Source organism: Citrobacter sp. MGH110 (assembly GCF_001037515.1).
Classification (GTDB): Bacteria; Pseudomonadota; Gammaproteobacteria; order Enterobacterales; family Enterobacteriaceae; genus Citrobacter; species Citrobacter portucalensis.
The window spans coordinates 3,425,096-3,444,819 of sequence record NZ_KQ089830.1 but is presented as its reverse complement, the minus strand read 5'-3'; the positions used below and the strand labels follow the sequence as shown (position 1 = coordinate 3,444,819).

General features: G+C 51.5%; 22 protein-coding genes. 7 read left to right on the top strand and 15 right to left on the bottom strand.

Features of this window, described 5'->3' with window-relative positions; all coding sequences use genetic code 11:
• Positions 1–27 precede the first annotated feature (27 nt).
• The 12 genes from pepE to SK38_RS16105 form a co-directional block, all read right to left on the bottom strand.
• A complete protein-coding gene (gene pepE / locus SK38_RS16160; protein WP_048236375.1) occupies positions 28–717 on the bottom strand; it encodes a dipeptidase PepE in 690 nt (229 codons plus the stop codon).
• 110 nt (positions 718–827) lie between these two features.
• A complete protein-coding gene (locus tag SK38_RS16155; protein ID WP_032942057.1) occupies positions 828–1,106 on the bottom strand; it encodes an addiction module antidote protein in 279 nt (92 codons plus the stop codon).
• Complete coding sequence (locus SK38_RS16150) at positions 1,099–1,416, bottom strand: type II toxin-antitoxin system RelE/ParE family toxin (protein WP_032942059.1); 318 nt, start codon at positions 1,414–1,416, stop codon at positions 1,099–1,101. Before SK38_RS16150 ends, SK38_RS16155 begins: the two co-directional genes overlap by 8 nt.
• A gap of 263 nt (positions 1,417–1,679) precedes the next feature.
• The gene (locus tag SK38_RS16145; RefSeq protein ID WP_008786891.1) at positions 1,680–2,231 is read right to left on the bottom strand and encodes an AAA family ATPase; all 552 of its coding nucleotides are present in this window, start codon (positions 2,229–2,231) and stop codon (positions 1,680–1,682) included.
• Positions 2,232–2,716: 485 nt separating this feature from the next.
• Positions 2,717–3,529, bottom strand: a complete 813-nt coding sequence (locus tag SK38_RS16140; RefSeq protein ID WP_048236373.1) for a shikimate 5-dehydrogenase — start codon at positions 3,527–3,529, stop codon at positions 2,717–2,719.
• A 1-nt stretch (position 3,530) separates the two neighbouring features.
• A complete protein-coding gene (gene sorE, locus SK38_RS16135; protein WP_048236371.1) occupies positions 3,531–4,754 on the bottom strand; it encodes an L-sorbose 1-phosphate reductase in 1,224 nt (407 codons plus the stop codon).
• Between the two features lie 68 nt (positions 4,755–4,822).
• On the bottom strand, positions 4,823–5,647 hold the full coding sequence (locus SK38_RS16130) for a PTS system mannose/fructose/sorbose family transporter subunit IID (RefSeq protein WP_003031641.1): 825 nt from the start codon (positions 5,645–5,647) through the stop codon (positions 4,823–4,825).
• Between the two features lie 11 nt (positions 5,648–5,658).
• Positions 5,659–6,456 carry a PTS mannose/fructose/sorbose transporter subunit IIC gene (locus SK38_RS16125; protein ID WP_048236370.1) on the bottom strand — a complete coding sequence of 266 codons (798 nt, stop codon included), beginning with the start codon at positions 6,454–6,456 and terminating at the stop codon, positions 5,659–5,661.
• A 65-nt stretch (positions 6,457–6,521) separates the two neighbouring features.
• Entirely contained in the window at positions 6,522–7,016 is a 495-nt protein-coding gene (locus SK38_RS16120) for a PTS sugar transporter subunit IIB (RefSeq protein WP_048236368.1), read from the bottom strand.
• Positions 7,016–7,423, bottom strand: a complete 408-nt coding sequence (locus SK38_RS16115) for a mannose/fructose/sorbose PTS transporter subunit IIA (protein WP_003031647.1) — start codon at positions 7,421–7,423, stop codon at positions 7,016–7,018. Before SK38_RS16115 ends, SK38_RS16120 begins: the two co-directional genes overlap by 1 nt.
• A 9-nt stretch (positions 7,424–7,432) precedes the next feature.
• A complete protein-coding gene (locus SK38_RS16110; RefSeq protein ID WP_048236367.1) occupies positions 7,433–8,239 on the bottom strand; it encodes an SDR family oxidoreductase in 807 nt (268 codons plus the stop codon).
• A 69-nt stretch (positions 8,240–8,308) separates the two neighbouring features.
• The gene (locus SK38_RS16105; protein WP_032942077.1) at positions 8,309–9,262 is read right to left on the bottom strand and encodes a sugar-binding transcriptional regulator; all 954 of its coding nucleotides are present in this window, start codon (positions 9,260–9,262) and stop codon (positions 8,309–8,311) included.
• Between the two features lie 469 nt (positions 9,263–9,731).
• Between SK38_RS16105 and rluF the strand changes: the two genes are divergently transcribed.
• Positions 9,732–10,607 carry a 23S rRNA pseudouridine(2604) synthase RluF gene (rluF, locus tag SK38_RS16100; RefSeq protein WP_008786901.1) on the top strand — a complete coding sequence of 292 codons (876 nt, stop codon included), beginning with the start codon at positions 9,732–9,734 and terminating at the stop codon, positions 10,605–10,607.
• Here the strand turns inward: rluF and SK38_RS16095 are convergent.
• Positions 10,604–10,876 carry a YjbD family protein gene (locus SK38_RS16095; protein ID WP_003826541.1) on the bottom strand — a complete coding sequence of 91 codons (273 nt, stop codon included), beginning with the start codon at positions 10,874–10,876 and terminating at the stop codon, positions 10,604–10,606. The genes rluF and SK38_RS16095 overlap by 4 nt on opposite strands.
• A gap of 191 nt (positions 10,877–11,067) precedes the next feature.
• On the opposite strand from SK38_RS16095, the gene SK38_RS16090 reads away from it, so the two are divergent.
• Positions 11,068–11,424 carry a type II toxin-antitoxin system RelE/ParE family toxin gene (locus tag SK38_RS16090; RefSeq protein WP_008786902.1) on the top strand — a complete coding sequence of 119 codons (357 nt, stop codon included), beginning with the start codon at positions 11,068–11,070 and terminating at the stop codon, positions 11,422–11,424.
• On the top strand, positions 11,421–11,759 hold the full coding sequence (locus SK38_RS16085; protein WP_008786903.1) for a helix-turn-helix domain-containing protein: 339 nt from the start codon (positions 11,421–11,423) through the stop codon (positions 11,757–11,759). The genes SK38_RS16090 and SK38_RS16085 overlap by 4 nt, the downstream gene beginning before the upstream one ends.
• A gap of 13 nt (positions 11,760–11,772) precedes the next feature.
• Here SK38_RS16085 and rtcR read toward each other — a convergent pair whose 3' ends face one another.
• Entirely contained in the window at positions 11,773–13,359 is a 1,587-nt protein-coding gene (gene rtcR, locus SK38_RS16080) for an RNA repair transcriptional activator RtcR (RefSeq protein ID WP_048236366.1), read from the bottom strand.
• A 450-nt stretch (positions 13,360–13,809) separates the two neighbouring features.
• Between rtcR and SK38_RS16075 the strand changes: the two genes are divergently transcribed.
• Entirely contained in the window at positions 13,810–14,937 is a 1,128-nt protein-coding gene (locus SK38_RS16075) for a slipin family protein (RefSeq protein ID WP_048236364.1), read from the top strand.
• 5 nt (positions 14,938–14,942) lie between these two features.
• Positions 14,943–15,728, top strand: coding sequence for a nucleotidyltransferase domain-containing protein (locus SK38_RS16070; RefSeq protein WP_048236363.1), 786 nt, complete (start codon positions 14,943–14,945; stop codon positions 15,726–15,728).
• 42 nt (positions 15,729–15,770) lie between these two features.
• Here SK38_RS16070 and lysC read toward each other — a convergent pair whose 3' ends face one another.
• Positions 15,771–17,120, bottom strand: coding sequence for a lysine-sensitive aspartokinase 3 (gene lysC / locus SK38_RS16065; protein WP_032942084.1), 1,350 nt, complete (start codon positions 17,118–17,120; stop codon positions 15,771–15,773).
• A gap of 314 nt (positions 17,121–17,434) precedes the next feature.
• Here lysC and pgi point away from each other — a divergent pair, with 314 nt between their 5' ends.
• Together pgi and yjbE are read left to right on the top strand one after the other, a co-directional pair.
• Positions 17,435–19,084, top strand: coding sequence for a glucose-6-phosphate isomerase (gene pgi, locus SK38_RS16060; protein WP_003826559.1), 1,650 nt, complete (start codon positions 17,435–17,437; stop codon positions 19,082–19,084).
• 391 nt (positions 19,085–19,475) lie between these two features.
• Positions 19,476–19,718, top strand: a complete 243-nt coding sequence (gene yjbE / locus SK38_RS16055; protein ID WP_048236361.1) for an exopolysaccharide production protein YjbE — start codon at positions 19,476–19,478, stop codon at positions 19,716–19,718.
• Positions 19,719–19,724 lie beyond the last annotated feature (6 nt).

The following is a 19,724-nucleotide window of genomic DNA, read 5'->3' as shown; positions in this document are numbered from 1 at the left end:
GCCATCCGGCATCAGACAACAAATCAACTAAAAGCAGTGGCCTGCTTCAACGGCAACCGCCTCTTCACCCGCTTTAAAGATGTACGTGGTGTTCGGGCCGCCGAGCACGGCCTGACCGTTACTTACCTTAATCCAGTTCCCCTCCGGCAATCCAATCACCGTCAGTTCCGGTGCCACAACCAGCAGCTCGCGAATCCGCTGTTCACGCGTTTCGCCTTTGTGGCCTTCCGGCAGCGCGTTGGTGAAGTGTGGGTTAATCTGCAGTGGGAACAGACCCAGCGCATCAAAGCCTTTTGGATCGACAATCGGCATGTCGTTGGTAGTGCGGATGGTCTGGCAGGCAAGGTTGGAACCTGCGCTCCAGCCGATGTACAGCGCACCGCGTTTGACGACATCCACAATCGGGGCCAACAGACCGCGCTCGCGGCTTTCTTTCAGTAACTGGAAGGTATTACCCCCGCCGACAATCACCAGCTCTGCGTTTTCAATAGCGGCAATCGGGTCGGCAACGGTATGAATACCCGTAACGTTGACGCCCATTGGCGCAAAGATGGCTGCCGTTTTCGCCGTGTACTCATCCCAGGTTTGCGTCACGCCAGCGAACGGAATAAACACCGCCGTACGGCGACCATTCAGTTGTTCAGCAATCAGCGGCAGCGCATGTTCCATCCAGCCTTTGCCCGGCAGCGTCGAGTTACTCAATAAAAGCAGTTCCATCATTTCTCCATGTAATCAGAAAATTACAAACCGCGCTAATGCTACCACTATCAGGCTAACGCCTTACTGATATGGCTCACGATGTTGGAAGGGGGAGACAGAAGCTGAGGCTATTTTTTAAGTGTCAATTCAATGCCGAGTACCTTCATCACTGCAAGGGTGGTTTTCAGCGTCGGGTTACCTTTCTCACTAAAAGAGCGATAAAGCTGCTCGCGGGATAATCCCGTTTCTGCCGCAATGTTCGCCATTCCCTTAGCGCGAGCTACCACGCCCAGTGCTTTTGCAATGTATGCTGCATCGCCTGTTTCGAGGGCATCGGCCATAAACACGGCAATTTCTTCATCATCAACCAGCGCAGTCGCGGGATCGTAGTGAGTAAGTTTATTCATGGCAGAAGATCTCCTGTGAATCCAGTGTACGGGCGAGCATTTTTGCAAGAGTAATATCGTTGGCTTGTGAGCTTTTATCGCCCCCACATAACAAAATGATGATGCGGCAACCTTGCTGTTTAAAGTAAATCCTGTAGCCAGGACCGTAAGAAATGCGCATTTCGCTGACGCCTTCCCCAACAGGTTTAACATCACCAGCTAAACCATTAGCCAGACGAAAAAGGCGTGTGGCAATGAGCGTTTTAGCTCTCCTGTCCCGTAGGTTTTGCTCCCAACGCCGGAAAACCATTGTCTGAAGAATTTCCATGATGACGTTCCATGTATTTTATAAACTACATTATGAATTGACAAGTTGAGACTAGAGAGTAAAAAAATGGGGAGTAAGGGGAAATGCTTGCTGGAGGAAACAGGAAAGTGTCTCGCAATAATACGTAGTTTTTCAGGATGCTGCGGTTGATACGAGAATCGATGATAGGGGATTGGGAGGGCTTTGTGCCAGGGGCGGAAGCTATATGTCCACTAGAATATGACAGATTCATGCATGGTGATTCACCACTACACGTAGTTGCCGTCTTAGCAGGGTTTTATCCTGGAAAGAATAAAATCCACTCGCTCTTCTACAGAAACACATGGTAATTCAATCAACTGATAGTCATACATACGGTATGTTTTTACCATTGCGTGATATGTCGCGATGGCAACATCGAAAGATTGTTTGCGCTCTGTGTCCTGTACATATATTTCACGCCAGGGTGGTGCAATAAATACGATTCGGTTATAGCGAAATTTCTCGATGGCGTTTTCCAGATGCCTCGGTATGGTAAGTTCAGAAAGACGTAAATAACCTACAACATCAGGAACACCACGATCAAAGAAGCAGGGTTGTGTATGCCCTTCCGCTTCATGCCACGAACGCATTTCCCAGGATAGCATCAGCTCTGCAAATGCAGTCTGGTTGGCCCACGGTAATGCATCGCCGCCGATGTTAACCTGGTCTTGGATCACACCTCTTCCAGCTTCTTTAGAACACCAAAACCCTCGTTTTATAATCGTATCAATTATCGTGCTTTTGCCTGACCCTGGGCCACCAGTCAGAATGAATCGATGCTGAAACGCTGAAGACATTGAACTCTCCCAAACCTTCTTAGACGCGATGATTTAGCAATTGATGGCGTACTTTTTGCGTATCGTCATATTACCTGCTGATGGCATGACTAACTACGTTTTATCCCCATTTTAATGTCCGCTATTCTCTCATTTCACAGGCCGATCTACTTTATTTCTCACTCGCCGAGGCGTTCCGCCATCTTGATTGTAGCCATCTCACTACTGAAGAAAATCTGGCGCTATCGTTTGGCTGTGAAGAGGCGCTGGCAGGGTTGTACCAGACGCTGAATTTTATGGGCGAAAGCCTGCTGACCATGGGGGGGAAGGTCAGGAACATTTTGCGTATGAGAGCATATGCCAGTTAGGACACAGTCTGGTCAACATCAGCCAATTGATTCCCGCGCTGGCGCAGTTGGAAGCGAAAGCTGACCAGCAACTGTTCGCTGTTGCATAGTACCTAAAATAGACAGAGCGCCCATCCCTGGCGCTCTGTTCCTGCTTCTTTACCCCGCCCGCGCAAATTCTGCCGCTTCGGCGATTAGCTCGTCATCCGGGCGTACGCCGGTGTACATGGCGAACTGCTCCACGGCCTGTAAGGCAATCACCTCTGCACCGCTGATGGTCTTTTTACCTAATTGCTGTGCCAGTTTGATTACCGGTGTTTCCGGCGGCAGGGCGACGACGTCAAACACCACGCTGGCGGCAGCGACCATCGCTTCGCTGTAGGCCAGTTCATCGCTCTCTTTACCGCCAGCCATGCCGACGGGCGTCACGTTGACCAGAATATCGCAGGTAATTCCTTCCGGCTGCGGCTGCCACTGGAAACCGTACTGTTTTGCCAGCGCCGGGCCGCTCTCCCGGTTACGGGCGGCGACGATCACATCGCGAAAACCGGCATCGCGAAATGCGGCGATAACCGCTTTACCCATTCCACCGCTGCCGCGGATCATGACGCGCGCGTGGTTATCAAGCTGGTGGCTTGCAATCAGGCTTTTTACCGCAATGTAGTCGGTGTTAAATCCTGTCAGCGTACCGTTGTCATTGACGATGGTGTTGACGGAATCAATGACTTTTGCGGAAGGATCGATGGCATCCAGAAACGGCATGCAGCTCTCTTTAAACGGCATAGAGATCGCACAGCCGCGAATCCCGAGTGCGCGAACGCCTTTCACTGCGGCCTCAATATCCTGCGTAGTAAAGGCTTTGTAGATAAAATTTAACCCTAACTTTTCATACAGATAGTTATGAAAGCGTGTGCCAAAGTTGCCGGGGCGACCGGCAAGCGACATGCACAACTGGGTGTCGCGGTTAATCATGTTAAATTTCCTCGGCGTGAGACAATATGTACTGTTCGGCTTCCTGCGACCAGATCCCCTGATGACGCTCCAGGATAGCGCGCAAGGCCGGATCGTCAATCTGGGTGAGCGCAGTTAACGGCAATGCTTTTCCGGTGTAAACCAGTTTTTTACCTCCACCGACCTGCGGCAGTTCCAGCGTTGTTTCACCTGCCGCATTCAATCCCAGAATGTGCGTCACCACTTTTGCCGCCTGAACTTTCTTCTCTTCGATCAGTTTTACCGCCGTGCGCATGTCGTCGGTATTGCCGCCAGATGTCCCAACATAATGGGTGAAGGCATAGTGCACGTCGTAGAAGTTAATCGGCGCGCTAAACTGCTTATCCTGCGGACCGGCAAAGAAGTTCATGCAACCATCGGCAGCCAGCAAAGAAGAGGCCAGCGTAACCAACTGTTCGTTGGGCACAAACACAAAGATGTCATCAAACCCGTGCCCGCCGCTCAGCGCCATCAAGGTGTCATAACCTGCATCCTGGGCGTGGAGATAATGGATCAACGTTTGTGGTTCTGATGGATAGTGCTTGCGGGCGTAGCTCAGCTTGTCGTTATTGGTGTCGGTCACCACCAGCAGCGCCGGGTTAACCGGACCATGCAGCGCGTAGTCGATCGCCAGTAGTCCCATCGGCCCGGTGCCGCCGAGTATCAGTGTACGCCCCTGCGGACGAATGCCCATATTGTGGTTATAAGTGCCTTCCTGTAGGTGATAGTTGGCGTTGAATGCGCCAATCACGCAGGACAGCGGCTCAACCAACGAGCCTTCAAAATAGGTTTCACCTTCGTAGGCTAACAGGCAGTCCTGCTCCATGACTTCATCAGGAATGATGACGTGCGTGGCTTCACCGCCTACCCACGGGAAGGAGTAGCCGGGGCAGTCCGGGCGATCCGGCAGTTGCAGGTTAGCCTGAATGACATAGCGCTGGCCGGGCTGAAACTTATGCTGCCATTTTTTGCCTACGGCAATGATATCGCCGCAAAACTCGTGGCCGATGATGATCGGGTTTGTAGCCACATCGTCCGGCACCTTTTTGTGGTTCTCGCCCTGGTTAGCCTCTTTCCAGGAAGAAAGGCACAGGCTGTCGGTTACGACTGAGGCCAGAATTTCATCGTCCTGCATTTCAGGAAGATCGAAGGTTTCCAGGCGCAGATCGCGTTTACCATAAAGGCGTAAAGCTGTTGTTGTTTGCATTGTTACCACCTCTTCCTCTTTCGAGGACTATTTGTTGAAGTTGCCCCGGCATCGCCGGGGCGAAAAAATCAGGACAGGAAGCCCAGCGCGTTACCGATAATTCCCAGCGCAAACAGGGCGAAGATCAGCCATACCGGGTTAATTTTCTTGTTGAGCAGACGCACCATCAGCAGCGTCAGACCCAGCGCCAGCAGGCCGGGGCAGAGTTGGTCGAGAATGTTCTGCACGGTCATGGTGACGGTGGTGCCGTCTGCGCCAGGCGTTTGCGATACCACCAGCGGCACGTTGATGCTGGTCCATTTGGTGACCAGTACCCCCATGACAAACAGGCCGAGAATCGATGCGCCTTCGGTCAGTTTCTGCAGCAGGTTGCCGCCCATGTCGCTGACGATATTGACCCCTTTACGAAAGCCAAGCTGTAAGCCGTACCACTTCATGGCAAGACGTACTGCATTGAAAATAAAGAAGAACAATAGTGGGCCGAGAATGTTTCCGGACAGCGCCAGCGATGCGCCGAGCGCGGCGGTAATCGGGCGCAATGTTCCCCAGACCAACGGGTCGCCAACACCGGCCAGCGGGCCCATCAGCCCAACTTTGATGCCGTTGATGGCACCGTCGTCAATTTCCGCACCATTGGCGCGAGCTTCTTCCATCGCGGCGGTCACGCCAATCACCGGGCCGCACACGGCAGGCGTGGTGTTGAAAAACACCAGGTGGCGTTTGAGTGCTGCAACCTGGTCCTCTTTCAGCGGATACAGGCGCTTGATGGCAGGGATCATGTCGTAGCAAAAGCCCAGCCCATGAATGCGTTCAAAGTTGAATGACGCCTGTTGCAGGTTGGAGCGAACAAACATGCTAAAAAGGTCGGATTTGGTCAGTTTTTTCTGTTCCATGGCTGGCTCCATTAGTCATCAAGCTGATCGAGAGCTTGAGAAGAGGCGGGTTGCGCCTGCAGTTCGGCTTTACGCCACTGTGGGTTCAACTGGATGTAGACCAGCGCGATAATCACGCCAACCCCACCGAAAGCCAGCAGGCTCAAATCGAGATAACCCCCAGCGATAAACCCGAGGAAGAAGAAGGGCATCAGGTACTTCACGCCCATCATGCGCAGCACCATGGCGTAGCCGACCACCACGATAAAGCCACCGGCAATCTGCAATCCGCGGGTGACGAATTCCGGAATGGCGTTGAGCATATTGCTGACCATATCGGCGCTGACAAACAGCGAGACGATTAATGCAGGAATGGCAACGCGCAGCGCCTGTACGCCGAGAGCGGAAACGTGCAGCATGTCGATGGTGCGAAAGCGGGCGTCTTCGGCTGCTTTATCTGCCGCGTGCTGGAACACCACGGTGATGGTACGGGCGAATACCGTCAGCACCTGACCTGCCGCCGCGACTGGCAGGGCGATGGCGATACCGGTAGCAATGCTTTGCTGACCGACGATAACCAGAATGGCGGAGATAATACTGGCGAGCGCCGAATCGGGAGACTGCGCTGCGCCGACGTTCATCCAGCCAAGAGCGATTAACTCCAGCGTGCCGCCGAGCATAATCCCGGTTTTTAAATCACCAAGGATTAGGCCGATAACGGTACAAGCAATTAGCGGACGGTGGGTCTGGAACTCATCCAGCACGCTGCCTATTCCGGCAATACAGGAAAATAGGAATATGGCGATAATTTGTAGGGTACTTATTTCCATAATATGTCACCTTGTGAATGTGATCATCCCTGCCTGTTAAAGTATAAGTACACAGGCATTTTTATTTATTCAGCGAACGATTGTTCTTCTATTTTTTCGAGAATATTAATAGATGGATCGGATGCGACAACGCGTAAATCCAGCGTAACACCCAGTTTATCTAACTCACGAAACGCGTGAATATCGTCGTTATCTAAAGAAACGGCTTTGGTTAATTGTTTTTTACCAGGCCGCCAGGCCATGCCACCAATATTTAACGTGGCGATTTTCACGCCTTGCTTGACCATTGCTAATGCATCCTGTGGGCGGGTAAATAGATAAAAAACGGTTTCGTTCTGGTATTGCGGATTATGGTAAACCGCGACCGCCTTTTCGATATTAACGACGTTCACTTTCATTCCCGGTGGGGCAGCCTGACGTAATAATGTGCGACGTACTTCATCGTTATAAACGTCGTCATTACAGATAATAATCCGTTGGGCATTCGCCACCTTCGACCAGACGGTGGTGACCTGACCGTGGATCAGGCGGTCATCAATACGAGCAAGGGTAATGTTCATCAGAAATCCTCTTCGGCCGTTTCCAGATGCTTCCAGACGACACAGGTTTGTTGAGCAATGGTCGTCAGGTGTTCGCACAGTTCATCCACATTCATACTGCTTTGGTTGTCTACCAGCTCCAGCGCCAACGGCAGTGATAACCCGCTAATGACCCGTATCGCCGGATTGTGCATCGCCAGCGTCGCGGCAGCATTCCAGGGACTGCCACACTGTAAATCGACGGCAATCAGCCATTCATCGCCAGTGTGAATGCTTACTAACTTTTTTAGCTTTTCCACAATGTCGCTGGCGTTCTCTCCGGGAACAAATGCCACGGCTTCAACGTTGGCATCACCGTAGACCATCTGTACCGATTCCAGCATGGCGCAGGCCAGTTTGCCGTGAGCACAGAAGATTGCATTGACCATAAAACCTCCTTAGCCGCGCGTTTTTCCGCCCGCAATGTTAGTGGTTACTCCGGTGATGTAACTGGCGCGCTCAGATAAAAGATAACAAACAAAATCAGCGACTTCGCTTAAGCGCCCTGATCGACCAATCGGGATCGCGTTCTTGGTGTAGCCCTCGCGCAGCTGTTCGACGGTGATGTTGCGGGTCCAGGCCAGCGCTTCTTCATACTCGGGGGTCCGCAGTCCGGTTTTTTCCAGAATGCCAGGTGCAATGCCAACTACACGGATGCCGTGTTTGCCCAACTCTTTCGACCAGGAACGGGTAAAACTATTCAATGCGGCTTTGGTCGCGGCGTAACAGCTTTGACCTTCAGAACCTTCCAGTCCGCTTTCGGAAGAGACATTCACAATCACGCCGTTACGCTGTTTTATCATTTGGCGTGCCGCTGCCTGCGACATTAAGAACACACCTTTCTGGTTGATATTAACCATTTTTTCGAAAGCAGCTTCGTTGAGTTCGTATTGCCCGGCGGGTGCTTTTTCATCGACCAGCAGACGCGGGAAATTAACGCCAGCATTATTTACCAGCCCATCAATACGTCCGTAGCGTTGGATAATTTCAGCGACAGTATGATTAACCTCTTTGGCACTGGAAATATCCGTTGGCCAGAAATGATACCCGTCATGGCTATCGTATTTACCTTCTCCGCCATGAATATCTGTCATTTGTACATTAGCGCCTTGCGCTAATAACTCTTCGACAATCGCCAGACCAATTCCAGATGCGCCACCGGTAACAATAATGACTTTGCCCTGCAAGTTTAACCACGTTTGCATAATAAACTCCCGATTCAGATAAGGGGATCCCACATAAAATTAATTATGGCAGGACCAATTAGAATTTATTTACTTCAACAATAATTCAGCGGTATGGCTGTTGGTAACTAAACAGTTAATATAATTCCCACGTAATGCGCCTAATATCCCACTGTATTTTTCTTCACCCATTGCAATGCCAATGGAGTAACGCGCCTGTTTTAATTTATTGGTTTCGATGGAGAGCGTCTTTTCACTCATATTGGTCTCTACGGTTACACCGTTGATATCGTAAAAGCGCGAGCAAATGTCTCCGGCAACCTGGCGGGCATGCAGGTCATCACTCTCTTCACTGCCGTAAAAAGCGTGCCAGTTGGCGCCATCACGTATCGCCGGAGATCCAATCCCGACCAGCGCGATGTCCAGATTATCCCAGTACGCAGAAATCGATTTAAAATGTCGTGACTGCATGATCCCGTTACGGATCAGCGGGTTTTCCAGCAGTGCCGGGAAATCTGCCAGGTGTGATTCCCCTTTGAGCTTTGCCGCAGCGCCGTAGGTCAGCGTATTGACATGGTAGCGGCTTTCAAGTTTGCCGGATGGTCCGCCGATAATCGGTACGCAGATCAGCTGGCGCGACTGGCTGGCAGGAGATAATCCTTCCACCAGTCCCCGTACCGCGCGGCCCCATGAGAACCCGATAATGTCCCCAGGTTCCAGTAAGCGTTCCAGCAACTGTGCGCCATGTACGCCCATCATATTAAGTTGTTCATCTTCCTGCTCGCTATCGCAGGAGACTACGACCGCCTCTTTCAGGCCAAATTTCTGTTTTAGCTGCTGTTCCAGCCACAGATTTTCGTTGTAGTCGTAATTAATGGCGATGGTGACGATACCCTGCTCGCGTCCACGTTTTAGTAACCGGCTGATCGTGGTGCGATAAATACCCAACTCGCGGGCGATTTGCGCTTGTGTCATATCCTGTTCGTAATACAGCTGCGCTATTTTTACGATCAGGCGGATATCATCGCTGTTTTCCGTCGCCATTTTTGGACTCCTGCACATTTGTGCAAATCACGAAATTGCCTTCTTGATCTGATATAACTCCATCTGTTCTCCATCTCAAAGCTATTTTCACTTATTTCAGCGCCCTGAAATGACCGATTGTGTTGCACATTTGATGTGGTGATGGCGCGTTGTCGGCACAGATGTGCATACCTCTCTAATGTATTGATTCTGCTTGTTTTCACTCAACAAAATTGCAGGGATGGATCGCTGACACTTTTGTGTCAAAAGGTGTGACGGATCACAAATAGCGCGTGGACAGTCGAACACGATTATTTTTTATCGTCCGCAAGGTAGGGTATATTTCGCTTTTAATACACAAAGTCATTCAAGTTGTATCAAGGCGGCAAGGGAGCGAATCCCCGGGAGCATAGATTGCTATGTGACCTGGGTGAGTGAGGGCAGCCAACGCAGAGACAGCTTGAAGGATGAAGTGTATACAGGAGAAACTATGCTGCCCGACTCATCTATCCGATTAAATAAATACATCAGTGAAAGCGGAATCTGCTCGCGCCGCGAGGCGGATCGCTTTATCGAACAAGGGAATGTCTTCCTGAATGGTAAACGCGCCACCATCGGCGATCAGGTGATGCCTGGCGACGTCGTAAAAGTAAATGGTCGGTTGATTGAGCCGCGTGAAGCGGAAGATCTGGTTTTTATCGCGCTGAATAAGCCGGTAGGGATTGTCAGCACCACCGAAGACAGCGAACGCGACAACATTGTTGATTTCGTGAATCACAGCAAGCGCGTGTTTCCAATTGGTCGTCTGGACAAAGATTCTCAGGGGCTTATCTTTCTGACCAACCACGGCGACCTGGTGAATAAAATCCTGCGTGCCGGTAACGATCACGAAAAAGAATATCTGGTGACGGTCGATAAGCCGGTCACTGATGACTTTATCCGTGGTATGGGGGCCGGTGTGCCCATTCTCGGTACCGTCACCAAAAAATGTAAGGTGAAGAAAGAAGCGCCGTTTGTGTTTCGCATTACGCTGATTCAGGGACTTAACCGTCAGATCCGTCGTATGTGCGAACACTTTGGCTATGAAGTTACCAAGCTTGAGCGTACGCGTATCATGAACGTTGGTTTGTCTGGCCTGCCGCTTGGTGAATGGCGCGACCTGACAGATGACGAACTGATCGATCTGTTCAAGCTGATTGAGAACTCGTCCTCAGAAGCCAAACCGAAGGCGAAAGCGAAGCCAAAAACCGCAGGCATTAAGCGTCCGGTGGTGAAAATCGAAAAATCAGCGGAGAAAGAGAAATCGCGCCCGGCGGCAAACGGTAAGCGTTTTACTTCGCCGGGACGTAAGAAGAAGGGACGTTAACGTCTGCCGCGCGTCGGCGTATTTGCTGACCAGGAAAACGATGCTTCCGCATCCGGTTTATAGGCCTGCTTTTTCTTCAACTGGCGGGCTTTTTTAGCTTCTGCTTCGCGCAAGGCCATCAGTTTATCGATGTACTCTTTCTTGATGCTGTTGGTCTCTGCGTTGGTCAGCAGACGACCATGTGCAATGCGCGCGCGGTCGAGCAGCGTTTTCAGTTCACGCTGTTCGCGCTCGGTCATCTCTTTTTGGGTAATGCGGGGGAGTGCCATAAGGGTGCCCTCTGTTAGCCGATATCCTCAGTGTACGGTAATTCGTGCAGAATAAAACTAATCCTGAAAGAGCCTCGCAAAATATAGCTTGTTGAAGTGACGGAATTTCTATTCTGATTTAGCGTAATGACAGGAAAACGTGTGGGTTACACATTTTATTGTTTGTATAAAATTTTATACAAGGATGTGTTATGCTTTCAATAAAGCGGGCCTTAAAGCCCATTGTCTGGATTGGCAGTTCATTTGATGATTTACGAAGCTTTCCTGAAGATATACGTAAAACCGCTGGTTTTCAGCTACATCGTCTACAGGCTGGATTAGAAGCTGCTGACTGGAAGCCGATGCCAGAGATAGGTCGAGGTGTTGAGGAGGTAAGGCTCAGGTATGAATCTGGCGCGTACCGAATCATCTACATTGCTCGCTATGCTAACGCGGTCTATGTACTGCATTGCTTCAATAAAAAGACGAAACGTACTTCTGAGCACGATAAACACATTGCTAAAGTTAGATATCGAACCGCTTTGCAAGAAGACAGGAATCAGAAATGAACAATACCGTTGATAATAAGGTTCGCCATGTAACCTCTCCGGATGTCAATATTTTTGCCGAACTGGGGTTTGCAGAAGCGGAAGCGAAGAGCTTAAAGCATGATGCTGAATGCGAGGTCGAACAACTCATTCGCCTGAAGCAGCAGTTGATGCAAGAAATTTCCGGATGGATTGATGAAAACCATCTGAAACAAGCGGAAGCTGCTGTGAAACTGAATATTTCCCGGCCCCGTGTTTCAGATGTTGTTAATCAGAAAACCAACAAATTTACCCTTGATGCGCTGGTCATGATGCTGGTGAAGTTAGGAAAACCAGTAACAGTTCAGATTGGGTAATATTAGATATTGCTTATTGTATCTGATCGCTGCGAACGCTTTCCCAGCTCAGCCCGAAGCGGGCGAGATATTTTCGCAATCGGTCTGCATCGTTAGGATTGGCTTTTTTCTGCCGTGAGACGGCAAACAGTTCGCGTCCGGCTTCCGACAGCGACGCGCTGCGGCGACACACTTCCAGCACCGTTTCTAACTGGCGGCGATCGAAAAGGTCAATGTCCATGTTCAGTTCCGGTTGCGAAGCGGTAATCTGCCAACTCTCTTTTAACAGCGCAATTTCTTCTTCGACAAGGGATAAGGTGATGCGTCCCTGTTCGGCAAGCGTCGCCATTCGCGCGATGGATGAACTTAGCTCGCGAAAATTGCCGCGCCACTGCGCCTGTGGGGAGCTGGCAAATGCCAGATAACAAGCACGTGCCTCTTTGTCGAAACGGATCTGCATCTGTTTACTGCTGGAAAAACGGTGTAGCTCATACTCGACGTTCGGAGCGATATCTTCCCGCCGCTGCGCCAGACCGGGCAGGGCGAAGTTCCACATATTGATACGCGCGTAGAGATCTTCGCGAAAACGGCCCTCGGCGACCCATTGCTGCATATCACGATGGGTTCCGGCAATCAGCTGAAAATCGCTCTGTACTTCTTTGTCCGAGCCAAACGGGAAAAAGGTTTTTTCTTCAATCGCTTTTAGCAGCATGGCCTGTTCGTCTAACCCCAGTTCGGCTATCTCATCGAGAAACAGCACGCCGCCATCCGCTTCTCGCAGCAGTCCGCTGCGCGCCGTGAGTGCGCCAGTAAACGCCCCTTTCACGTGACCGAACAACGTAGACATCGCGTTGTCGCCACGCAGGGTTGCGCAGTTGACGGCGACCAGTTTTCCCGCCACCAGATGCCGCGACTGGCGTAGCTGAAAAATACGTTTCGCCAGAAAGGATTTACCCGCACCGGTGGGACCGGTGAGCAGGATCGGGTCGGTCGAACGTAGAGCCACACGCTCAATGCGCTCGATCAGTTTATTGAAGGTGGCGTTGCGCGTATCAATCCCGGCCTTCAGAAAAGAGACTGACTGCTGCTGTTCGCGCTGAAAACGACTGGTGAGCGTGGCGTAGCGGCTTAAATCGAGATCGATTACCGAGCAAACGCCGGCGGCAACGGCCTCATCCGATGAACCGGCAGGTGCCGGACTGGTTTGCAGCAGGCTGGCGGGCAGGTAGCGGGCTTCCGTTAGCAGAAACCAGCAGATCTGCGCGACGTGCGTCCCGGTGGTGATGTGCACCAGATACTCTTCGTTTTCCGTATCAAAGCTGTAGTGGGTGGCGAAGTCGAGAAAGGCGGCGTAGACCTCTTCAAAATCCCAGGGGTCGTTAATAGTCACGGCATGCGGGCGTACTTCGGTGTCAGGTGAGAGCAGCGCGACGTCTTCAATCAACCTTTGCGCCATGCCTTCATCGCGTGGCTGGTGGAGCAGTTCCAGTCTGTCGACAGGGAAATCAGGCTGTTGGCACAATCCAACCGTGGGGCGCCACTTTTTAAACCGATTGGCGCGTTTACCGCGTTTGTCCAGCACCGTACCCAGTACGCCAATTACAACCCGCCGCTTTTTCATGGTTTATCCAAAAAGATAAGTTAAGAGATTAAAAGATAAAAAAATTAACCGAGTGAGACAACTGCCAATATTGGCGACAACAATTAAATTTATATAAATCAATTCATTAAAAATAAATTCTGACGATTTTCATTTCTGGCACGCTTCTGGCAATAACTCTTACGTCAATCACGCTGAAAACGCAGGGGGTTAAACCCCGCCGGCACGTCAGGAACGGCACAGGCTGTTTTCCGGGAGTGTTCCGTCAGCCGCTGACACACAGTGGGTTCGATTCCCAATTTCATCCTCCGAATGAAAACTGGTTGTTAATCATAGAAATAAAACGGAGCGATGCGCAGTTAGCACGCTCCAGAACAGGCTGCCGGTAAAGATGCCGTGCGACAGGCAAAAGGGAATTCCCCTGCCGCTTCGCCCCTGCACCCGCGCCTGACTCACAATAAGGAATAAAAAATGAAGAAAAAAATCACTATTCGTAAAGGCCAGCTTGGCCTGTTATCCCGACAGGGTGATTACTATCAGGTACTGGATGCAGGTGAACACCGTTTGCCATGGTTTAACACACCGGATGTTCTGGTGATCAATACCGATGGCAGCGAAATTCCGGAAGCTCTGGCGGAGTATTTACGTCGCTTCCAGCCTGCATGGGTGGAGCAGTACTGTGTGGTGGCCGATTTAACCGATACCGAAGCGGGTGCGCTGTATGTGAACGGCGTCTTGCAGGAAATTTTGCCACCGGGAACGCGCCGTCTGTATTGGCGCGCAGAGGAAGCACTGAAGCTGGTGCGTATGGATACGCGTCAGGTTTCGGTACCGGTTGAGGTGATGAATGCAGTGTTACAGCCACGACGTAACGGTACGGTGAAAGGTCGTGAAGCTATCTTAACGGTACAGGTTCCTGCGTGGCATGTTGGTGTGCTGAAAATTGATGGCGAAACCCAGACGCTGTTGCCGCCGGGGTTGACCGCATACTGGAAGGTAAACCATCTGATTGAAGCCGAAGTTGTTGATACTCGTTTACAGGTACTGGAGGTCGGTGGACAAGAGATCCTGACCAAGGATAAGGTCAACCTGCGTTTAAATCTGGCCGCAAACTGGCGTTATGGCGATGTGTTGCTGGCTTTTGGCCAACTAACCAAACCGCTGGATCACCTTTACCGCGAATTGCAGTTTGCCCTGCGGGAAGCGGTGGGAACGCGCACGCTGGACGAGCTGCTGGAAGATAAGCAGGTGATCGATGAGGTGGTGAGCGCACAGGTGAAAGCCCGAATGACGCCGTTTGGTATCGAGGTCGCTTCGCTCGGCGTGAAAGATATTGTCCTGCCGGGTGATATGAAGGCCATCCTGTCCCAACTGGTTGAAGCTGAGAAATCCGCCCAGGCCAACGTGATCCGCCGTCGTGAAGAGACTGCCGCGACGCGATCGCTGTTGAATACCGCGAAAGTGATGGAAAACAACCCGGTGGCGCTGCGCTTAAAAGAGCTGGAAACCCTTGAAAGAGTCGCTGAACGTATCGATAAAATCTCGGTGTTCGGGGGCCTGGACCAGGTGCTGCACGGCCTTGTGAACATAAAAGGATAAGAATAATGAGCAACAACACAGTGGACGGCGCGATGCGTGAAAGGGTATTGCGCCAGCTAAAAGAGGTTGAGCAGCGCTATGGCGTCAGGGTGCTGTATGCCTGTGAATCCGGCAGCCGTGGCTGGGGATTTGCCTCGCCGGACAGCGACTACGACGTGCGATTTCTCTATGTTCATCCGCCCGAGTGGTATCTGCGGATCGAAGCGCCACGAGATGTTATCGAGTTGCCGATAGATGATGAGCTGGACGTCTGCGGCTGGGAATGGCGCAAGGCGCTAGGATTACTGAAAGGCGCAAACCCTACGCTTATTGAGTGGCTGGATTCGCCAGTGGTCTATCAACAGGATGAAGTGACCGTGTCGGCGCTGAAAGCGTTGGTGCCCAAATGGTTTTCCCCGCTACGTGCCCGCTGGCACTACTACTCGATGGCGCGGAAAAACTTCCGTGGCTATCTGCAAGGTGACGACGTGCGATTGAAAAAGTACTTTTACGTCATTCGCCCGCTGCTGGCGGTGCGTTGGGTGGAGGCGGGGAAAGGCGTGCCACCGATGCGTTTTGCCGAGCTGCTGGCGGGAAGTAAACTGGATGCGCCATTGCGTCAGGAAATTGATGAGCTGCTGGAGCGCAAGCAGTGTGCGGGTGAAGCGGAATACGGCCCGCGCCGTCCACTGTTGCATGCGTTTATCCGCGCCGAGCTGGAAAGAGGAGAGATTCCGCCGACGTTACCGGATAGTCGGGAAGGCGATGTCAGGGAGTTGGACAGATTGTTATATGAAACGGTGATGCGGTGAAAATGCCCGATGGGACAAGAGCCATCGGGCGTTGGCATCTACTCACTCAAACAAATTATGGTGCAGCTTCTGTACCACCTGTTCGGCTTCAGTACCGGGCACCAGGAAGCACAGGTTATGACTGGACGCGCCGTAGCAAATCATGCGGATGTTGAATGGCTCCAGTACGCCGAACACCTCTTTACCCACTCCACAGGCTTTGGACAGGTCGTTGCCAATCAGTGCCACCAGCGCCAGGCCTTCTTCCACTTCAACCCGACACAGGGCAGACAGTTCCATCAGCAGAGACTGTGTTAACAGTGTATCGCCGGTGGAGGTCGAACCGGTGGTATCCAGCGTCAGCGCCACGCTGACTTCGGATGTGGTAATTAAATCGACCGAAATATTATGGCGTGCGAGGATGCCGAACACTTCCGCCAAAAAGCCGCGAGAGTGCAGCATATTCAGGCTATGCAGCGTCAGCAGCGTTTGCTTACGACGCAGTGCCAGCGCCCGGAACAGTGGTGGATTCGCGGTTTTATTGCATACCAGCGTACCGCCTGCTTTTGGATCCTTACTGGAGCCAACAAACACCGGGATATCGCTACGTACGGCAGGTAACAACGTTGCCGGGTGTAGCACTTTCGCGCCAAAGGTCGCCATTTCTGCGGCCTCTTCAAAGGCGATTTCATCAATACGCTGCGCCGCCGGAACAACGCGCGGATCGGTCGTGTAAATGCCAGGAACATCGGTCCAGATATCGACGCGCGTGGCGTGCAGCGCTTCGGCCAGCAGGGCAGCCGTATAATCGCTCCCGCCGCGCCCCAACGTGGTGGTGCGGCCTTTACCTTCACTGCCGATAAAGCCCTGAGTAATCACCAGACCTTCGCTCAGACGCGGGGCCAACTGGAGCGTTGCCAGTTCGGCCAGCGCCGCGACGTCAGGTTCTGCGCGGCCAAAACGATCGTTGGTGCGCATCACTTTACGTACGTCAAACCACTGCGCCTGCACGTTGCGCTCACGCAGGATCTCGACGAACAGCAAGGTAGACATCAGTTCGCCGTGGCTGACCAGTTCGTCGGTCAGCGCAGTTGAGGTCGCCAGTGACGCCGCTTCAGCCAGCGTGGTGATGTTTTCCAGCAGACGGTCGATCTCTTCACGTATCACGTTTGGATAACGCAGGCGTTCCAGAATATTGAACTGAATTTGACGAATGGCATCGAGTTTTTCGAAGCGCGCGGTTGGCTCCAGCCCTTCAGCCAGTGCGACCAGCAGGTTGGTGATTCCCGCAGAAGCGGAAAGTACCACTACACGGACGTTAGCATCAGAAAGTACTACATCAGCGCTGCGATTCATGGCATCAAAATCCGCCACGCTGGTACCGCCAAATTTGGAGACAACTACATCAGTCATAACTACCTCGTGTCAGGGAATGAATAGAGCGACCATGGCACATAAGGCAGAACAGAAACCGGTGCAGGCGCAAATGCAAATACCGTATTTATAAATAAAATGTGTAGCTTGCACTGTCAACGCTGGGATTATGCGGATTTTTCATGCTGCAACTGCGTTGAGTAACGGTACTAATAACAACGCTGATAACCGCTATACTTTTTAGCCACGTTTGGCGGATGCCCTGGCAATGGCATTAAAACAATCACACTTTTCTGTGACTGGCGTTACAATCGATCTCAGTCACAATTCTCAAAATCAGAAGAGTATTGCTAATGAAAAACATCAATCCAACGCAGACCTCAGCCTGGCAGGCACTACAAAAACACTTTGAAGAAATGAAAGACGTTACTATCGCGGATCTTTTCGCGAAAGATAGCGATCGTTTCACTAAGTTTTCCGCGACGTTTGACGATTTGATGCTGGTGGATTTCTCCAAAAACCGCATCACTGAAGAGACGCTGGCTAAACTGCAGGATCTGGCGAAAGAAACCGATTTGGCGGGTGCCATCAAGTCCATGTTCTCCGGTGAGAAAATCAACCGCACTGAAGACCGTGCCGTGCTGCACGTGGCGCTACGCAACCGTAGCAATACGCCTATCATCGTTGACGGCAAAGATGTCATGCCGGAAGTGAATGCTGTGCTGGAGAAGATGAAATCCTTCTCTGAAGCGATCATCTCCGGAAGCTGGAAAGGCTATACCGGTAAAGCCATCACTGATGTAGTAAACATCGGTATCGGCGGTTCTGACCTCGGTCCGTTCATGGTGACCGAAGCGCTGCGTCCGTACAAAAATCACCTGAACATGCACTTTGTGTCTAACGTCGATGGTACGCACATTGCTGAAGTGCTGAAGAAAGTGAACCCGGAAACCACGCTGTTCCTGGTCGCTTCCAAAACCTTCACCACCCAGGAAACCATGACCAACGCCCACAGCGCGCGCGACTGGTTCCTGGCGACCGCAGGCGACAACAAGCACGTTGCCAAACACTTCGCAGCGCTCTCCACTAACGGTAAAGCGGTTGGCGAGTTTGGTATTGATACTGCCAATATGTTCGAGTTCTGGGACTGGGTTGGCGGTCGTTACTCCCTGTGGTCTGCAATCGGTCTGTCCATCATCCTGTCCGTAGGCTTCGACAACTTTGTTGAGCTGCTCTCCGGCGCGCATGCGATGGACAAACACTTCTCCACCACTCCGGCTGAGAAAAACCTGCCGGTGCTGCTGGCGCTGATCGGTATCTGGTACAACAACTTCTTCGGTGCCGAAACTGAAGCGATTCTGCCGTATGACCAGTATATGCACCGTTTCGCGGCTTACTTCCAGCAGGGCAACATGGAATCCAACGGTAAATACGTTGACCGTAACGGCAATGCGGTGGATTACCAGACTGGCCCAATCATCTGGGGTGAGCCGGGTACTAACGGCCAGCATGCGTTCTACCAGCTGATCCACCAGGGCACCAAAATGGTTCCATGCGATTTCATCGCGCCGGCCATCACCCACAACCCGCTGTCGGATCACCATCCGAAACTGCTGTCTAACTTCTTCGCGCAAACCGAAGCGCTGGCATTCGGTAAATCTCGTGAAGTGGTTGAGCAGGAATACCGCGACCAGGGTAAAGATCCGGCAACGCTAGACCACGTTGTGCCGTTCAAAGTGTTCGAAGGTAACCGCCCAACGAACTCCATTCTGCTGCGCGAAATCACGCCGTTCAGCCTGGGTGCGCTGATTGCACTGTACGAACACAAAATCTTCACTCAGGGCGCTATCCTGAACATCTTCACCTTTGACCAGTGGGGCGTTGAGCTGGGCAAACAGCTGGCGAACCGCATTCTGCCAGAGCTGAAAGATGGTTCCGAAGTGAGCAGCCACGACAGTTCTACCAACGGTTTGATTAACCGTTATAAGTCCTGGCGTGCCTGATAGCACACACTTGTAGGCCGGATAAGGCGTTTAGCCGCATCCGGCATTAATGAAATAAAAAGCCGATATTAATATCGGCTTTTTTATAAGAATGCTCCAGGATATCTACGTTCTAACTTCATACCTTAATTGAGCTTAATCCTAAAATAATTTTATTAATGTTATTCAATTTCTGATGTTTTCGGATTTACCGGATATTGCATTTTAATTTTTATATTTTAATTTATTGATTTATTTGTCTTTGTTGTATTTTTTAATCATTTTCCCTTTCGTTATCTAATTATCCTAAATTCCCGCGTGGCGTAATTTGCACACTTTGGCTTGTGTATACTCGATCTCGCCCGAAATTCTTTTGGGTAAATCTCCATTCATACAATGAAGGGAATTTGTGATGAAAAAAGTTCTGAATGGCCTGTGGGCTATATCTGCGCTTGCGGCGACTTCTGTCTATGCCGCCCCCGTTCAGGTGGGTGAGGCGGCAGGGTCGGCTGCCGCGTCGGTTTCGGCAGGAAGTTCCTCCGCAACCAGCGTGAGCACCGTAAGTTCTGCAGTGGGGGTCGCCCTGGCGGCGACCGGTGGCGGCGATGGTTCTAATACCGGAACCACAACCACCACAACCACCAGTACCCAGTAATAAAGG

Excerpts from the sequence above, each read along its gene's own strand:
- pepE (WP_048236375.1), bottom strand. The coding sequence starts at position 717 with ATGGAACTGCTTTTATTGAGTAACTCGACGCTGCCGGGCAAAGGCTGG.
- SK38_RS16155 (WP_032942057.1), bottom strand. The coding sequence starts at position 1,106 with ATGAATAAACTTACTCACTACGATCCCGCGACTGCGCTGGTTGATGAT.
- SK38_RS16145 (WP_008786891.1), bottom strand. The coding sequence starts at position 2,231 with ATGTCTTCAGCGTTTCAGCATCGATTCATTCTGACTGGTGGCCCAGGG.
- SK38_RS16140 (WP_048236373.1), bottom strand. The coding sequence starts at position 3,529 with ATGATTAACCGCGACACCCAGTTGTGCATGTCGCTTGCCGGTCGCCCC.
- sorE (WP_048236371.1), bottom strand. The coding sequence starts at position 4,754 with ATGCAAACAACAACAGCTTTACGCCTTTATGGTAAACGCGATCTGCGC.
- SK38_RS16130 (WP_003031641.1), bottom strand. The coding sequence starts at position 5,647 with ATGGAACAGAAAAAACTGACCAAATCCGACCTTTTTAGCATGTTTGTT.
- SK38_RS16125 (WP_048236370.1), bottom strand. The coding sequence starts at position 6,456 with ATGGAAATAAGTACCCTACAAATTATCGCCATATTCCTATTTTCCTGT.
- SK38_RS16120 (WP_048236368.1), bottom strand. The coding sequence starts at position 7,016 with ATGAACATTACCCTTGCTCGTATTGATGACCGCCTGATCCACGGTCAG.
- SK38_RS16115 (WP_003031647.1), bottom strand. The coding sequence starts at position 7,423 with ATGGTCAATGCAATCTTCTGTGCTCACGGCAAACTGGCCTGCGCCATG.
- SK38_RS16110 (WP_048236367.1), bottom strand. The coding sequence starts at position 8,239 with ATGCAAACGTGGTTAAACTTGCAGGGCAAAGTCATTATTGTTACCGGT.
- SK38_RS16105 (WP_032942077.1), bottom strand. The coding sequence starts at position 9,262 with ATGGCGACGGAAAACAGCGATGATATCCGCCTGATCGTAAAAATAGCG.
- rluF (WP_008786901.1), top strand. The coding sequence starts at position 9,732 with ATGCTGCCCGACTCATCTATCCGATTAAATAAATACATCAGTGAAAGC.
- SK38_RS16095 (WP_003826541.1), bottom strand. The coding sequence starts at position 10,876 with ATGGCACTCCCCCGCATTACCCAAAAAGAGATGACCGAGCGCGAACAG.
- SK38_RS16090 (WP_008786902.1), top strand. The coding sequence starts at position 11,068 with ATGCTTTCAATAAAGCGGGCCTTAAAGCCCATTGTCTGGATTGGCAGT.
- SK38_RS16085 (WP_008786903.1), top strand. The coding sequence starts at position 11,421 with ATGAACAATACCGTTGATAATAAGGTTCGCCATGTAACCTCTCCGGAT.
- rtcR (WP_048236366.1), bottom strand. The coding sequence starts at position 13,359 with ATGAAAAAGCGGCGGGTTGTAATTGGCGTACTGGGTACGGTGCTGGAC.
- SK38_RS16075 (WP_048236364.1), top strand. The coding sequence starts at position 13,810 with ATGAAGAAAAAAATCACTATTCGTAAAGGCCAGCTTGGCCTGTTATCC.
- SK38_RS16070 (WP_048236363.1), top strand. The coding sequence starts at position 14,943 with ATGAGCAACAACACAGTGGACGGCGCGATGCGTGAAAGGGTATTGCGC.
- lysC (WP_032942084.1), bottom strand. The coding sequence starts at position 17,120 with ATGACTGATGTAGTTGTCTCCAAATTTGGCGGTACCAGCGTGGCGGAT.
- pgi (WP_003826559.1), top strand. The coding sequence starts at position 17,435 with ATGAAAAACATCAATCCAACGCAGACCTCAGCCTGGCAGGCACTACAA.
- yjbE (WP_048236361.1), top strand. The coding sequence starts at position 19,476 with ATGAAAAAAGTTCTGAATGGCCTGTGGGCTATATCTGCGCTTGCGGCG.